This is a genomic window from Pseudoalteromonas sp. SiA1 (assembly GCF_018732205.1).
Classification (GTDB): domain Bacteria; phylum Pseudomonadota; class Gammaproteobacteria; order Enterobacterales; family Alteromonadaceae; genus Pseudoalteromonas; species Pseudoalteromonas tetraodonis.
The window spans coordinates 1,147,419-1,161,681 of record NZ_CP076084.1; the positions used below are offsets into that span (position 1 = coordinate 1,147,419).

A 14,263-nucleotide genomic window follows, 5' to 3' on the forward strand; every position below is an offset into this window, starting at 1 on the left:
AATGATAAGTGAATGGATCGTATCAATATTGCTGTTGTTAGGTGGGCTCTTTATTTTAATTGGCTCTATTGGCTTAATTAAACTGCCGGACTTTTTTATGCGTTTACATGGGCCAACTAAAGCAACCACTTTAGGGATGGCAAGTATACTCACGGCTGCGATGGTATTTTTTGCCAATTCAGCTAGTGGCTTAAGCGTAAAAGAAATATTAATCACTATATTTTTATTAATCACGGCGCCCATTAGTGGTTATATGCTAATTAAAACCGCTATTCATCATAAGTTAAAAGCCAAAGATGGAACGAAAGGACTCGATAATATCGAAAAAGATTAACCCTAACAAACGACAAAAAGCCGAATAATGGTAGTTATTCGGCTTTTTGTTTTTTAGTTGTTCCCATTTACAACACTTATTGAACATGTGAGTATGGCGTAAATTCAAATACAAAAAGGATATTAATATGTGTAAGGTATTACTTTTATCACTACTTATTTTTTCAACTAACTTATATGCAGCGCAAACTACTAAGCAACAAAAAATTGATGAGCTGGTAGAGGTGATGGATATGGACGCCATGGTTGACTCTATGTATTCTCAAGTTGAGGGCATGATGCAAAATATGTCGGTGCAAATGGGTGTAAAGCCAGATGAAAAGCCAATATTTGATAAATATTATGCCGATATGACTAAGGTGCTAAAAACCAAAATGAGCTGGCAAAAAATGCAGCCTATGATGGTTAACCTTTATGATAAGCAATTTAGTGAGCAAGAGATTAGCGATATGCTCGATTTTTATAAAACAGAGTCAGGGCAAGCTATTTTGAAAAAAATGCCACAGGTGATGCAAGCATCTATGCAAATGTCACAATCTTTAGTGCAAGAAGCCATGCCTGAGATCCAAGCAATTGCTGGGCAGCTAGGTGAAGCACTTAAACAATCGCGTAGCGAAGCAAATTAAACTATAGTTAACCTAACTCGTAGCAAAATAACGTCTACATTTTCTAGCAGTCACTATTTTGTGACTGCTGTATTCTTCCTCTTCTTTAAGCAAACGTAATCACTTATTTAATGTGCCGATAACGCATTCCCTGAGTTTTAAAATAGCGGTTGACCTTTGTGTTACACATAGGTTTATTATATCACTATTAAAACCCGATGGAGTGAGTTATGTATGTTAAACAGCTAGCTAAAATCATGGGAGTGACCCAAGATACAGTGCGGCACTACACGCGTATAAAGTTACTTAACCCCATTCGTAGCCAAAGCAATGGCTATCAAGTGTATACCGCTGCCGATCAACAGCGTTTAAAGTTTATTATTAGTGCACGGCAACTTGGTTTTTCTATTAAAGATATTCAGCAAATAGTTGCTCAGTCGGAGCAAGGGAATTGTCCGTGTCCACTGACACGACAATTAATAGCAAAGCGACTTGAAGAAACAGAGCGGCTATTTCAAGAAACACTCAAACTAAGAACGCGTATGCAAGCAGCGGTAAAACAGTGGGAAAACTCAAGCGATGGTGCCGCAAGTGCTGATATATGTAGTTTAATTGAGACCTTTGTAGATCCCCTTAACGAACAAGTTAGTTCCGAGGAAGCAAAATGAGCAACAATAAAGACACAGTGCAAAATTTTATAATTGAAGGTGCCAATTGCGGCAGCTGCGTCGCAAAAATAGAAAAAGCGCTAAAAAGCGTATCAGGTGCGCAGCGTGTTGAAATGAACTTTGCTGATCGCAGTGTGCAAGTTGAAGGCAATGTGCCATCAGCAGAGCTGATTGAAGCAGTCGAAAATATTGGTTACAAGGCTAAGCCAATGAATAGCGAGTCGGAGCAAGACGCGCTAGATGAAAAAGCCAAAGCCGATAACGCACATTATAAAAAGCTAATGCGTAATATGGTATTGGCGCTAGGCGTTGGCGCTCCGCTTATGTTGTATGGGCTTATTTTTGATATGAGTGTCACCACCAACGCGCAGCGCATTGGCTGGTTTATTGTTGGTATAGTCACTTTAGTGGTTATGGCCATTGCGGGTAAACAGTTTTACAACGGCGCATGGCAGTCATTTAAAAACCACACCGCCAATATGGATACACTGATTGCGTTGGGCACAGGTACCGCGTGGTTGTATTCTATGGTGGTAGTCATTGCGCCAAGCGTGTTACCCGAGGTGGCTAGGCATGTTTATTTTGAAGCCTCAGCGATGATCATCGGTTTAATTAACCTAGGCCTTGCCTTTGAAGTAAAAGCCCGCGGTCGTACTTCTGATGCGATAAAACGCTTAATCGGTTTGCAGCCAAAAACCGCTCGGGTAGTGCGTGATAACGAAGAGCAAGATATAGCTATTAGTGAGGTACTAAAAAACGAGACTGTGCGTGTACGCCCCGGTGAAAAAATCCCTGTGGATGGTGAAGTCATTGAAGGTCACAGCTCAGTGGATGAGTCAATGCTCACGGGTGAGCCTATGCCAGTGAACAAAATTGAGGGCGATACCATTGTTGCAGGCAGCATTAATAAAAGTGGCACGTTGCTATTTAAAGCCACCCATATTGGCAGTGAAACCACACTTGCCAGTATTATTAATATGGTTAAACGAGCACAAAATTCTAAACCCTCCATAGGGCATTTAGCCGATGTAATATCCGGCGTATTTGTTCCTACGGTAATGATTATTGCAGTGCTCGCGGGCCTTGCTTGGCTTAATTTTGGTCCCGAGCCGAGCATTGCTTATGCGGTAGTGGCCGTGACCACGGTGCTTATCATTGCCTGTCCGTGTGCGCTGGGTTTAGCAACCCCTATGTCAATTATGGTTGGGATAGGTAAAGCCGCTGAATCGGGAATACTTATTCGTAATGGAGAAGCGCTGCAAACCACCTCTAAAATAACCACCATGATTTTAGATAAGACTGGCACGATCACAGAAGGAAAACCCACCGTTACCGATATCATTAATTTTAATGACAGCGATAAAGTACACGTGCTAAAGCTTGCCGCTAGTCTTGAAAGCGGCTCCGAACATCCTTTAGCGCAAGCTATTGTAAGTTATGCTGAAAATGAAGATATCACGATTGAAAAAGTCAGCGATTTTAACGCTGTGACGGGGCAAGGTGTTACAGGCAGATTAAATGGACAAACTTTATTGTTTGGCAATGAAGCGCTTATGAGCCAACACAATATCAGTATTGCAGAGGCAAAAGAGCAAGCTGAGCAATTAGCCAGCGCCGCTAAAACGCCAATGTATTTTGCTATTGATACCCAACTACAAGCCATTATAGCGGTAGCCGATCCGATAAAAGACGATTCAGCAGAGGCCATTAAACGTCTACAAAAAAAAGGTATCCATGTTGTTATGCTGACCGGTGATAACCAAGCTACCGCCAGAGCCGTCGCTAACAAAGTCGGTATTAAGGACTTTATTGCCCAAGTAATGCCTGATGACAAAGCCAGTGAAGTAACTAAACGCCAAGCTAAAGGTGAAATAGTCGGTATGACGGGTGATGGTATAAACGATGCGCCGGCACTGGCACAGGCTGATGTTGGGTTTGCTATTGGCACTGGCACCGATGTGGCGATAGAGAGCGCTGATATCACCTTAATGCGTGGTTCATTACAGAGTCTTGGCGATGCCATTGCGATTAGTAGCGCCACTATAGTCAATATTAAGCAAAATTTATTTGGTGCATTTATTTACAATGTGGCAGGTATTCCAATTGCTGCGGGGCTGTTATATCCATTTTTTGGTATATTACTCAACCCGGTTGTTGCAGGTGCTGCTATGGCGTTGTCATCACTAACTGTGGTCACAAACGCCAATCGCCTGCGCTTTTTTAAACCCAGTAAATCGTAATTTTATAAATAGGAGTAGCATTATGTTGATGATCAATATACTCGGCGCATTGTTAATTGCGGTTATTATTTACTGGTTTTGGCTATACAAACCTAAGCAAGTGCAGAGTAATAATAACAAAATAACGATAGTGGTTAATAACGGCGTTTATTATCCTGCCCATATTAAAGTGGCTGCTGATAACAAAATAACGCTGACGTTTAATCGACAAGACAGCGCCCCATGCGCCGAAACGGTGGTGTTTCCTTCACTCGATATCAGTAAAACGCTCGCTATGGGTGAGAATAACACTGTTGAGCTGCCGGCACTTAAAGTGGGTGAATATGCTTTTCATTGCCAAATGCAAATGTATAAAGGCACGTTAGTAGTGTCTTGAATATTAGATTAATAAAACTAAAAATGGCTCTGATGCGTATGTTCAAGCAGAAAGCTTATAAGGCGTAGTATGAATAAATTAAATCCTAAAAAACTGCTTAATAGTAAATGGACAGCGATCCCAGCAATTAATAAGGAAAAACATTTTATTATTGTTGAGGTTGAGTTTGATGAAGACGGCAACGTCGTTGAATGTATCACTGAGGCGGTAATGTCAAAAAACCAATACCCAATTCAGTGGCGCGATTTAAAAGATCAACAAAAATGGCTGCAAGGTTGGAAATAAAGCAGACTGTTTAAACACATTGCTCATGCTCATAGCCCTTATGAGTATGAGCGACTAGTTTATTGTTTTTTAGAACAACACATTGCTAGCGACTCTCCTCTATTACAGCTTGTTTTCATCCCAATTCGCCATTTGGCAACAAAACGATAGTTTTTAAATCGTTCTTCAAACGTTTTTATAAAAAATAATAGAAAAATTATTTTAGTTATTATATTTCAATGCGTTATGCGTATTATTTTATACCGTTAAAGTAAGTATGTCGGATGTGTTCAGAGTCGGTTTATTCTCATAACTGCTCTAAACATGATTTTTCCGGTTTTTTCATTCCCATGTCTCTTTTTATTATAATTTAACTTATTGATTCTAAATGTTTATTTATTTCAGCCCCTGTGGTTGTTGCTAAAAAGCAACAAAATCATGGTTTATTTTTATTAAAATGCTTCAAAATCATTCTAACTGCATGTTTTTAAATAACTTTAAAAACATGGCATCGAAGTTGTAATACCTAAGCTGTATTTAGCAAAAAACGTGATAAAGCACATCGCTTCATCACACAACCTAATGAAGGAATTACATTATGAAAACACTTAAATCAACACTGGTATTAATGGCTTTAGCTTCTTCATCAGCGGCTTTTGCAGCAACCGATTTTGACACACTCGATGTGGATGGCAACGGCGCTATTAGCCAAGCTGAAGCATCAGTTGACGCCTCACTTATGAGCCAGTTTACTGAGCTTGATACTGACCAAAACGGTGAGTTATCTAAAGCAGAGTTTTCTAAGGCGTAACCAGCTTTAGTGCTCAATACTACTACTGATTCTGAGTTGCCCAAGACAACCTAAATAGGCAAGGGAGCTTATGACAAAGAATCGCAAGGATATGAGGTTGATAGTTTTGAGCCAATTATTTTTTATTTGACGAACATTGCACACTTTGAAGGATTATATTATGAAAAAGTTACAATCAACACTGGTATTAATGGCGCTTGCTTCTTCATCTGCAGTATTTGCAAGCACAGACTTTGAAACGCTTGATGTAGATGGCAGTGGCACCATCAGCCAAGCAGAGGCATCGGTTGCTGCTGAGCTTATGGAGCAATTTGCAGAGCTAGATGTAGATGGTAATGGTGAACTTTCTAAAGACGAATTTTCAGCGTACTAGTTTCCCTTAAGGATCTTTGAAAAGGACTTCTTACCATTTTAATTAAGGCATTTAGCCTAAGGATTAATTATGAAAACATTTACTAAAACACTCGCTTTAATTGCACTTGCTTCATCTTCAGCGGCTTTTGCTGCGGTTGACTTTGATTCTTTCGATACTGATGGCGACGGCGTTATTAGCCAGTCTGAAGCACAAGCTAACTCACAACTAGCTCAATTATTTGATGATTTAGATGTTGATAGCAACGGTGAGCTTTCAAAAGAAGAGTTCGCAAAAATTCAGTAATTACATTACGGATGAAAGCGTTTATGTAATTTATAAACGAGACATAAAAAGCAGCTAAGTAGTAAATACTCAGCTGCTTTTTTGTGCGTGGCGAGAAATAGTGTGTGCAGTTGTCACTAAAATAGTGCAATGGCATCAATGTATTTAATTTAATCTATTGATTTTTATATTCTTTAATTTTTGGTTTTAAACTTGCTTAGCTGTTGATTAGGGTATTTAAGGAGCCTAATTATGGCGAGAATGAGTTATATCAGTAGTGTAGAGCGCTATAACGAATATGAGCAGATAATACATAGCTTATTAGAATCAATTTTAATGAGTATAGATGACGGCATCGCTAATAATCGTGATATGCGCTATTTAACAAAGCATTATCCTTTTTTAGAATTACAATACTGTTTAGACGAGAAGGGCTCACAACAGGGCAATAACGTTTGCTTTAAACGTGCCTACAATAAAAAATTGGCACAGAGAGGCAATAATCAGGATTTAAGTGAGCGGCCTTATTTTTTAAATGTAAAAGCCTGTAATGCTATTTGTTTTACTGCGCCTTATATTTCTATTGCGACCAACCATTTATGTATATCTGCGATTAAAGAATTAAACAAACCTATCAATAATCAACATTATTTAGTTGTTGATGTAAGTTTAACGCAGCTTATTGAGTTTGTGATGGGTGATACCGCTCGTGCGACTATGTCACCTTATTTTAAAGCAGGTTATGGCATTATTGTGGCGTGCTTATTTAGTTTGGTGCTTTTTTTACTCAACATCGTATTTATCGACATCTATGAATTAATAACTCACGTAAATAGTTCGTCCGATCCCCTAGAACCCTTTAGCATCATTATTTATATCACGTTAGCATTGGCTGTTTTTGATCTTGGCAAAACAATTCTTGAGGAAGAAATCCTCATGCATAAAGATATTTTTAGACACTCATCAACACGACGAACCATTACCCGGTTTATCTCTACCGTGTTAATTGCTATATCAATTGAAGCACTACTCACTATGTTTAAAGCCGCATTAGGGCAATCAGAGTATTTAATGCCAGCTATAGCGATGATGCTTGCAGTGGTGGGACTTTTAATTGCTTTAGCGATATATGTGTATTTAGGGGCAAAAGCTGAAACATTGCTTACACAGGCACGGGTAAAGCTAAAATCCTCCGAGTAGGAGGATTTTAAGTAGTAATGTTTAATTGTATTTATTGTTTGTCAGCGGTGCGTTTGGCTTTAAAGTCAGACTCGCTTGTCCATTTTGGCCAATCACCGTTATTCGCCAGTTGTGAGGCTATATCAACAATCAGTTCTACATCTTGTTTTACCCCACCTAATGACCAATCAGCTGAGTAATCGTCAGCTTCTTTATGGTATTTATGAGTGATGTAGTCAGGATCGGTATCACCTAGGCTCATAAACAGTAAGCTTGGCACACCTTGTTTGGCGAGTGAAAAATGATCCGATCTAAAAAATAAGCCATTTTGCGCACGAGGATCCAGTTTAACTTGACGTCCTTGCGCGTTTGCGGCTTTAGCTAAATAGTGTTCCATAGTCGAGAGGTCTTTACCGTACTGTAAAATATAGTCGGTGCTATCGAGTACGTTCATCCCATCAATATTTAGTAGGGCAACCATATTCTTTGTTGGGATCACGTCACCAGAGGCAAACTGCGCTGAACCAATTAAACCGGTTTCTTCGGCGGTGAAGTTGGCAAAAATAATCGAGCGTTTAAACGGTGTTTGCTGATGCATTTTTTGCATTATTCGAGCAATCTCAAGGGTGGCCGCGGTGCCTGATGCGTTATCAACGGCGCCATTATAAATTTTAGGACCGCTGTCGGTTTGTTTAGTGCCAAAGTGATCCCAATGGGCACTAATAACGATGTATTCATCTGGGCTTTCACTGCCTGTGATTTTTGCGACCACATTATGTGATTTTGCATGTGACACTTCGTTTTTAAATGCAAGGGTTGCTTTTAAATTCAACGCTTTAGCTTGAAATTGCTCACTAAGTGCTTGTTGCTTTAATTGTTGGTAATTTAAGTGTGCTGATGCAAATATTTGCTCGGTGGCATCGAGTGTTAGCCAGCCCATAACGGGCAATTCAGATGCATTGAGGTTGTTATCCATTAGACTGTATTTAGTGCCGGTATTTGAGCTTTCAACTACCCCCCAAGGGTATGCGGCAGGAGCTGTTTCGTGAACAATAAATACCGCTTTAGCGCCTTGGCGCGCGGCTTCTTCATATTTATAAGTCCAACGACCATAATAAGTCATGGCATTACCAGTAAATAACGTATCGTCTTGAGTGGCAAAGCCCGGATCGTTTACCAGCACAATAACGGTTTTACCAGTTACATCAATATTGGCGTAGTCGTTCCAGTTATATTCAGGGGCATTTATACCATAACCGACAAAGACCACATCAGAATTTCGAACATCAATAACTGGCTGCAATTGTTTAGTACGAGCAGTAAAGTCTTTACCCGCTTTAAAGCTTAAATCACCCATGGTCAATTGCATGTTTTGATCTGCGGTGATCATGGCCATTTTAACCGGATGTAAAAAATCACCGTTATAGGCACCAGTTAACCCTATGGCTTTGTATTGTTCACTCAAATAGCCAACGGTTTTTACTTCACCCAATGTTAAAGGACCGCGACCTTCAAAGTCATCAGAGGCAAGGGTTTTAATATGCTGTTTTATATTATTTAAACTAATGCCCGGACTGTTTTCGAGCGAGGAAGTGGGGGTTGCAGACTCTGAGCAACCCGTTAGTACAATAACTAAAAAAAATGTGATGGTTTTTATATAAGACATAATAAGTTAGGAAATAATATTTTTTCGACTATAACCCCAAACAATAACACAATGCGAATTTTTATCCCTTTTAAACCTATTTTTATGCAGCTTACCTCTTTGGCCCTTTACCCATTAATCGCCATTAGGTAAGTTAAAAATAATAACAAAAGGGATAAGTAATGAAGCAATTTAATCGTCGGGATTTTTTAAAGACAGCCAGTGTAGCTGCCGCTGCAGGTGTGGTTAGTGGCTGCGCATCTAGTGGCAGTGTTCATACTAGCGCGCCTATGCAACAAGGGCGCTCCGTTATCGGTTTGGTCGCACCTAAAATGGATGTGGTGAGAGTAGGGTTTATTGGTGTGGGTCAGCGCGGGTATGGCCATGTAAAGCGTATGAGCCACATTGAAGGTACTCAAATAGTGGCTATTTGCGATACTCATACAGAGGTTTTAGAACGTGCCGCTAATTATTTAGTTGATACGGGAGTGGCAAAGCCTGCATTGTATAGTGGCAGTGAGCGCGCTTATCAACAAATGCTCGAACGACAAGACATTGATATTGTGATTATTTCAACACCATGGGCATGGCATGCGCCAATGGCTATCGATACCATGAACAGCGCAAAACATGCTTTTGTTGAAGTGCCTCTGGCACTGACTGTTGATGAAATGTGGCAAATTGTCGATACCGCAGAGCGTACGCAAAAAAACTGCATGATGATGGAAAATGTTAACTACGGCCGCGACGAGTTAATGGTATTAAACATGGTACGCCAAGGTGTATTTGGGAAGCTGTTACATGGCGAAGCGGCGTATATTCATGAACTGCGCTGGCAAATGAAAGAGCTTGAGCACAAAACAGGCTCATGGCGAACGCAGTGGCATGCAAGACGTGACGGTAATTTATATCCTACGCATGGATTAGGGCCGGTATCGCAATACATGAATATAAATCGTGGCGATCGGTTCGATTTTTTAACCTCAATGAGCTCACCTTCACTTGGCCGAAGCGCCTATGCGCAACGTGAGTTTGCTGCCGATCATCCCCGTAACCAGCTCAATTATATTGCTGGTGACATGAACACGACGCTGATTAAAACTCTCAAAGGGCGCAGTATTATGGTGCAGCACGATACGACAACCCCTCGGCCGTACTCACGACATAACTTAATACAAGGCACGAATGGCGTGTTTGCAGGTTTCCCTAATCGTATTGCCATTGAAACTGGTGGCTCAAAAAGTTTTCATGAGTGGGATTATGATATGAGCGCATGGTATGAGCAGTACGACCATCCCTTATGGACAAAAATGGGTGAAGAGGCGCAGCGCAATGGTGGTCACGGTGGCATGGACTTTTTAATGTTTTGGCGGATGATTTACTGCTTAAGAAATGGTGAACCGCTAGATCAAGACGTTTATGACGGGGCGGCATGGTCGGTTATTTCGCCGTTATCAGCCCAGTCTGTGAGTGAGCGTAGCCGCTCAATAGATATTCCCGATTTTACTCGCGGGGCATGGCAAACCGCACAGCCTTTGGGCATTGTAAGCTAAGCCAAATAAAAAAAGAGCGCATGCGCTCTTTTTTTATTTATTGGTTATGTTTATTAGCTACTTCTCACATCAACCTTGAGTTTAAGCTTTTGGCCTGGCTGTAAGTATTTTTGCCCAGCCAAGTCATTCCATTTAATTATATCGCTCACGGTTAAATTAAACTTAGAGGCTATACGCGCTAATGAATCACCCCGACGCACTTTATAAGTAATAGTGCGATTGGTGTTATTCGCTGACTCTTTAGGCTGATTTGCTGATTTATAAACAACCAATTTTTGATTTAAACGCAGTACTGCATTTTTCTTCAGCTTATTCCACTTAGCTAATTCACCTATAGTGACATCGTATTCGCGGCTTATGTCCCACAATGTGTCACCACTTTTTACCGTGTGTGAGAGCTTAGTACGCAAACTTTTATTAGCGGCCGCGCGTACTTGCTGAGGCAAATGTTCACTGTTAATTTTACCATCTGTTAGCGGCACTAAAATTTGTTGGCCAACACGAATTACGTTTGAATTAAGCTTATTTAATGACTTTATTGCATTGGTGCTAGTGGTAAATTTACTGGCAATTACCGACAGGCTATCACCTTTTTTTACTTTATATTGTTGCCAGCGAAGACGATTTTTAATGTCAGTTGCAGCCAATTTTTCTGTAAATTGCTCTACTTTATCGGTGGGTATTAATAAAAAGTGTGGGCCATCAGGGTCTGTTGCCCAGCGGTTAAATCCAGGGTTTAGTCTGTATAGCTCGGTAAGGGTCATGTCAGCCATGTCGGCTGCCAGCGCTAAATCAATTTGTGACTCAATATTGACCACTTCAACCACTTGCGCGTTAATGATAGGCTTCCATGACACATTAAAATCATCAGCGCGCTTTAATAAATCGGCTAATGCTAATAATTTAGGCACGTAGGCAGTGGTTTCACGAGGTAAATCAAGTGACCAAAAATCGGTAGGTAAATGCTTTTTACGATTCTTTTTAATCGCACGCAGTAAGCGGCCTTCACCTGAGTTATAAGCTGCAATTGCGTTCAGCCAGTCACCCTCAAGGGTTTTGTGTAAGTATGAGAGATAATCAAGCGCTGCGCGAGTTGATTGCACAATGTCGCGACGGCCGTCATACCACCAGTTTTGTTTTAAATCAAAACGCTCGCCGGTTGCTGGCATAAATTGCCAAATACCCGATGCGGTGCGATGCGAGTAGCCATAAGGGTCAAAAGCACTTTCTACTATAGGTAAAAGTGCAATTTCGATTGGCATTTCACGCTTTTCAATTTCTTCAACAATAAAGTGCAAATACGGCTCAGCACGTTTAGAGATACGATCTAAGTATGCTTGATGGCGCGCATAATAGTTACGCTCAGCGACCACTGGGCGATTTTGGGGAATATCGATAGATAATTGGTAACGAATACGCTCCCAAACATCGTCAAACACAGGGGCTTCCTCTTCGATATCGTTCACTTGTTGATATTGCGCGTTCATCATCAGCGCCGTGCTAATATCGTTTGGGCTTGCGCCTTCAAGCTGGTCTAGTGCCTGATTTTGTGAATCTGTGTTTAACGTTGTCAGTGTTTGACAACCGCTTAGCGTCATCACTAAGACCAATAAAAGAGGAGATTTATTCATAAATACCAATACATAGGGTAAAAAACTCGGCGAATACTACCCATAATGAGTCAACATTGCCACTTATGACCGTTAAAAGTTCCAAACAAATATGATTAGAAAATGTTAACTTGTTGTTTATTAACTAATCGTTTTATTATTGTTGTTGCTAGCGCATGTTTAACCTTGAAAGGTCAACAGGCCCAAATTAAAAATGATCTTTGAACTTTCTCAGACTAGCAAAGTTTTCCCAAGGTTCATTGTTTTTTGTAACTAAACAATATTCTTTTGGTATTAATTCTGTAATGTTTGGCAAATTACTACGCATAAAAGGGTTAATTTTCAGCTCATGGCCTATGGTACTTGGCAACGTTATTTCATCTTTATTACGCAATTCATCTACTTGCTGGCTGTAAGCGAGTAATTCGGGGTTTCGTGGCTCAACCGCTTTTGCAAAGGCCAAGTTTGCTTGGGTGTATTCGTGGGTGCAATACACTTTGCAATCACTTGGCAGTGCTCGCAACTTATTAAATGAATGCCACATTTGCTCTGGGCTGCCTTCAAATAAGCGCCCACAACCACCACTAAATAGGGTGTCGCCAGTAAAGGCAAGTGCATCATTAACATAACAAATATGATCGAGTGTGTGGCCAGGCGTGGTGATAATATTAAATGAGGTGCCTAAAACGGTAATCGTTTGGTCTTCATTTAAAGGCATTGTTATTCCTTTAAATGGACTGTTACTTGGGCCGTAAACCTCAACGTTTGGATACTGTTTTACTAATTGGGCAACGCCATCAGTGTGATCATAATGATGATGCGTTATCAAAATACCGCCTAGGGTTAAATTATACTGTGCTAAATGCTCAGTGACCGGCGCAGATTGGCCAGGGTCAACCACCCACGCTTGATTATTATGCTCGGTGGTTAAGCACCAAATGTAGTTATCAGAAAAGGCTTTAATTGCTTTGACTTGCACCATGTATCGTTGCTCTATAAAGTGGTATTTAATTAATATTATAACGAGCTTATATAATGAAACCAGCCCTTAGTTTTCAAGAAGGCCCCAAACCGTTGTCATGGCAACAGTTTCCGCATGGTGATTATTTACGTTGTGATATAGAACGCAAATTGTCGCCGTGGTTACCACGTATGTTTGGCTATCATATGCTTAAATTGGGTAATTTAAGTGGCGAGTTAGATACCAGCAAAAGTTCCATTAAGCATCAAGTATGTGTTGCAGAGCCAGGCCCTTATACCGGAGTGGTGGCTGACATAGACGAACTGCCTTTTTATGAGCACAGTATAGATGCGTGCATTATGAGCCATTGTTTAGAGTATCACTCAGATCCGCATCATATATTACGTGAGGCTCATCGCTCGCTTATTCCCGGCGGTTATATTGCCATTACCGGTTTTAATCCTTTTAGCTTTTGTGGGTTAGCGCAATTACTGCCATTTAGTGGTCAAAAATTACCGTGGACAGGGCGCTTTTTTACCCCTGCACGGGTAAAAGACTGGCTTAATTTGCTTGGGTTTGAAATTGTGGCCGATGAGCGCTTTATTTATTCATCGTTGGCACGCGGTAACCGGTTGTCGCGGTTTGCGTTTTGGCGCAGCTTTACCAAGCAATATTTAAAACCTATGGGCAGTGTATATTTGCTGGTGGCACGAAAGCGTGTTGCGCCACTTACGCCAATAAAACCTAAGTGGCATGCACGGCCACAATTTGCGCCAATAAAAGGGGTAGGGCTTAGGCAGACCTCAAAGCAACATTATCAGCAAAATAAAAAATAGCATGATGTAGAGGGTTACGGTTGGTAACCTTCATCATCAATTAAGTTGTTGCCGCTGGCCGCATCACGGGCAAGGTCGTCAACAATTTCATTATATTTATGGCCACTGTGACCTTTTACCCATTTCCAAGTAACATCGTGCTCGGCGCAGGCTTTATCGAGACGTTTCCATAAGTCGACATTTTTAACCGGCTTTTTAGCAGAGGTTTGCCAACCGCGTTTTTTCCAATTGGTGATCCACGACTCAATGCCTTGTTTTACGTATTGGCTATCGGTAGTCAGGGTAACAGGACATGAACGATTAAGTGATTCTAGCGCAACAATGGCAGCTAGCATTTCCATGCGGTTGTTTGTTGTGAGTTTGTAACCTTGACTTAATTTTTTTTCGTGGGCTTCATAAATCATAAAAATACCATAACCACCGGGGCCTGGATTACCTAAACACGAACCATCGGTGTAAATCTCTACGGTTTTTTGCACTGTTTTACCTTGATATTATGTACAATAAAGTGATTATAGAAAGATACCAGAGTCAGGCTTAATTCG

General features: G+C 40.8%; 16 protein-coding genes. 12 read left to right on the forward strand and 4 right to left on the reverse strand.

The genetic code is table 11. The annotated features are described in order from the left end of the window. Position 1: 1 nt before the first annotated feature. From KK487_RS05265 to KK487_RS05310, 10 genes are all read left to right on the forward strand, one after another. Positions 2 to 334, forward strand: a complete 333-nt coding sequence (locus KK487_RS05265; protein ID WP_013464546.1) for a Na+/H+ antiporter subunit G — start codon at positions 2 to 4, stop codon at positions 332 to 334. A gap of 127 nt (positions 335 to 461) precedes the next feature. Beyond that, positions 462 to 959: a DUF2059 domain-containing protein gene (locus KK487_RS05270; protein ID WP_215522001.1), complete on the forward strand. Its 498-nt coding sequence runs from the start codon at positions 462 to 464 to the stop codon at positions 957 to 959. Positions 960 to 1,168: 209 nt separating this feature from the next. Beyond that, on the forward strand, positions 1,169 to 1,606 hold the full coding sequence (locus KK487_RS05275; protein WP_215522002.1) for a MerR family transcriptional regulator: 438 nt from the start codon (positions 1,169 to 1,171) through the stop codon (positions 1,604 to 1,606). Then, complete coding sequence (locus KK487_RS05280) at positions 1,603 to 3,846, forward strand: heavy metal translocating P-type ATPase (protein ID WP_215522003.1); 2,244 nt, start codon at positions 1,603 to 1,605, stop codon at positions 3,844 to 3,846. The genes KK487_RS05275 and KK487_RS05280 overlap by 4 nt, the downstream gene beginning before the upstream one ends. Positions 3,847 to 3,868: 22 nt before the next feature. Beyond that, positions 3,869 to 4,222, forward strand: coding sequence for a cupredoxin domain-containing protein (locus tag KK487_RS05285; protein ID WP_215522004.1), 354 nt, complete (start codon positions 3,869 to 3,871; stop codon positions 4,220 to 4,222). Between the two features lie 69 nt (positions 4,223 to 4,291). Then, positions 4,292 to 4,507, forward strand: a complete 216-nt coding sequence (locus tag KK487_RS05290) for a TIGR02450 family Trp-rich protein (RefSeq protein WP_033103890.1) — start codon at positions 4,292 to 4,294, stop codon at positions 4,505 to 4,507. A 577-nt stretch (positions 4,508 to 5,084) separates the two neighbouring features. Then, complete coding sequence (locus tag KK487_RS05295; RefSeq protein WP_008467122.1) at positions 5,085 to 5,297, forward strand: EF-hand domain-containing protein; 213 nt, start codon at positions 5,085 to 5,087, stop codon at positions 5,295 to 5,297. Between the two features lie 160 nt (positions 5,298 to 5,457). Continuing rightward, positions 5,458 to 5,670, forward strand: a complete 213-nt coding sequence (locus KK487_RS05300) for an EF-hand domain-containing protein (RefSeq protein ID WP_008467121.1) — start codon at positions 5,458 to 5,460, stop codon at positions 5,668 to 5,670. A 69-nt stretch (positions 5,671 to 5,739) separates the two neighbouring features. Further along, entirely contained in the window at positions 5,740 to 5,955 is a 216-nt protein-coding gene (locus KK487_RS05305) for an EF-hand domain-containing protein (RefSeq protein ID WP_013464551.1), read from the forward strand. Positions 5,956 to 6,186: 231 nt separating this feature from the next. Next, positions 6,187 to 7,134, forward strand: coding sequence for an EAL-associated domain-containing protein (locus KK487_RS05310; RefSeq protein WP_016899465.1), 948 nt, complete (start codon positions 6,187 to 6,189; stop codon positions 7,132 to 7,134). Between the two features lie 31 nt (positions 7,135 to 7,165). Here the strand turns inward: KK487_RS05310 and KK487_RS05315 are convergent, their stop codons facing one another. Next, entirely contained in the window at positions 7,166 to 8,779 is a 1,614-nt protein-coding gene (locus tag KK487_RS05315) for a M28 family metallopeptidase (RefSeq protein ID WP_215522005.1), read from the reverse strand. 161 nt (positions 8,780 to 8,940) lie between these two features. Between KK487_RS05315 and KK487_RS05320 the strand changes: the two genes are divergently transcribed. Then, positions 8,941 to 10,311, forward strand: coding sequence for a Gfo/Idh/MocA family protein (locus tag KK487_RS05320; RefSeq protein WP_215522006.1), 1,371 nt, complete (start codon positions 8,941 to 8,943; stop codon positions 10,309 to 10,311). Positions 10,312 to 10,364: 53 nt separating this feature from the next. Here the strand turns inward: KK487_RS05320 and KK487_RS05325 are convergent, their stop codons facing one another. Further along, positions 10,365 to 11,942 carry a lytic transglycosylase gene (locus KK487_RS05325; protein ID WP_138764352.1) on the reverse strand — a complete coding sequence of 526 codons (1,578 nt, stop codon included), beginning with the start codon at positions 11,940 to 11,942 and terminating at the stop codon, positions 10,365 to 10,367. Between the two features lie 187 nt (positions 11,943 to 12,129). Continuing rightward, positions 12,130 to 12,903 carry a hydroxyacylglutathione hydrolase gene (gloB, locus tag KK487_RS05330; protein WP_128583295.1) on the reverse strand — a complete coding sequence of 258 codons (774 nt, stop codon included), beginning with the start codon at positions 12,901 to 12,903 and terminating at the stop codon, positions 12,130 to 12,132. 53 nt (positions 12,904 to 12,956) lie between these two features. Here gloB and KK487_RS05335 point away from each other — a divergent pair, with 53 nt between their 5' ends. Next, on the forward strand, positions 12,957 to 13,718 hold the full coding sequence (locus tag KK487_RS05335) for a class I SAM-dependent methyltransferase (RefSeq protein WP_128583294.1): 762 nt from the start codon (positions 12,957 to 12,959) through the stop codon (positions 13,716 to 13,718). Positions 13,719 to 13,732: 14 nt separating this feature from the next. Here the strand turns inward: KK487_RS05335 and rnhA are convergent, their stop codons facing one another. Next, positions 13,733 to 14,197 (reverse strand): ribonuclease HI, encoded by a 465-nt coding sequence (gene rnhA, locus KK487_RS05340; RefSeq protein WP_013464557.1) that lies wholly within the window; start codon positions 14,195 to 14,197, stop codon positions 13,733 to 13,735. Positions 14,198 to 14,263: the final 66 nt, after the last annotated feature.

Coding starts and splice junctions, on each gene's coding strand:
- KK487_RS05305 (WP_013464551.1), top strand. CDS start 5,740: ATGAAAACATTTACTAAAACACTCGCTTTAATTGCACTTGCTTCATCT.
- KK487_RS05265 (WP_013464546.1), top strand. CDS start 2: ATGATAAGTGAATGGATCGTATCAATATTGCTGTTGTTAGGTGGGCTC.
- KK487_RS05285 (WP_215522004.1), top strand. CDS start 3,869: ATGTTGATGATCAATATACTCGGCGCATTGTTAATTGCGGTTATTATT.
- KK487_RS05300 (WP_008467121.1), top strand. CDS start 5,458: ATGAAAAAGTTACAATCAACACTGGTATTAATGGCGCTTGCTTCTTCA.
- KK487_RS05290 (WP_033103890.1), top strand. CDS start 4,292: ATGAATAAATTAAATCCTAAAAAACTGCTTAATAGTAAATGGACAGCG.
- KK487_RS05295 (WP_008467122.1), top strand. CDS start 5,085: ATGAAAACACTTAAATCAACACTGGTATTAATGGCTTTAGCTTCTTCA.
- gloB (WP_128583295.1), bottom strand. CDS start 12,903: ATGGTGCAAGTCAAAGCAATTAAAGCCTTTTCTGATAACTACATTTGG.
- KK487_RS05315 (WP_215522005.1), bottom strand. CDS start 8,779: ATGTCTTATATAAAAACCATCACATTTTTTTTAGTTATTGTACTAACG.
- KK487_RS05320 (WP_215522006.1), top strand. CDS start 8,941: ATGAAGCAATTTAATCGTCGGGATTTTTTAAAGACAGCCAGTGTAGCT.
- KK487_RS05270 (WP_215522001.1), top strand. CDS start 462: ATGTGTAAGGTATTACTTTTATCACTACTTATTTTTTCAACTAACTTA.
- KK487_RS05275 (WP_215522002.1), top strand. CDS start 1,169: ATGTATGTTAAACAGCTAGCTAAAATCATGGGAGTGACCCAAGATACA.
- KK487_RS05280 (WP_215522003.1), top strand. CDS start 1,603: ATGAGCAACAATAAAGACACAGTGCAAAATTTTATAATTGAAGGTGCC.
- KK487_RS05335 (WP_128583294.1), top strand. CDS start 12,957: ATGAAACCAGCCCTTAGTTTTCAAGAAGGCCCCAAACCGTTGTCATGG.
- KK487_RS05325 (WP_138764352.1), bottom strand. CDS start 11,942: ATGAATAAATCTCCTCTTTTATTGGTCTTAGTGATGACGCTAAGCGGT.
- KK487_RS05310 (WP_016899465.1), top strand. CDS start 6,187: ATGGCGAGAATGAGTTATATCAGTAGTGTAGAGCGCTATAACGAATAT.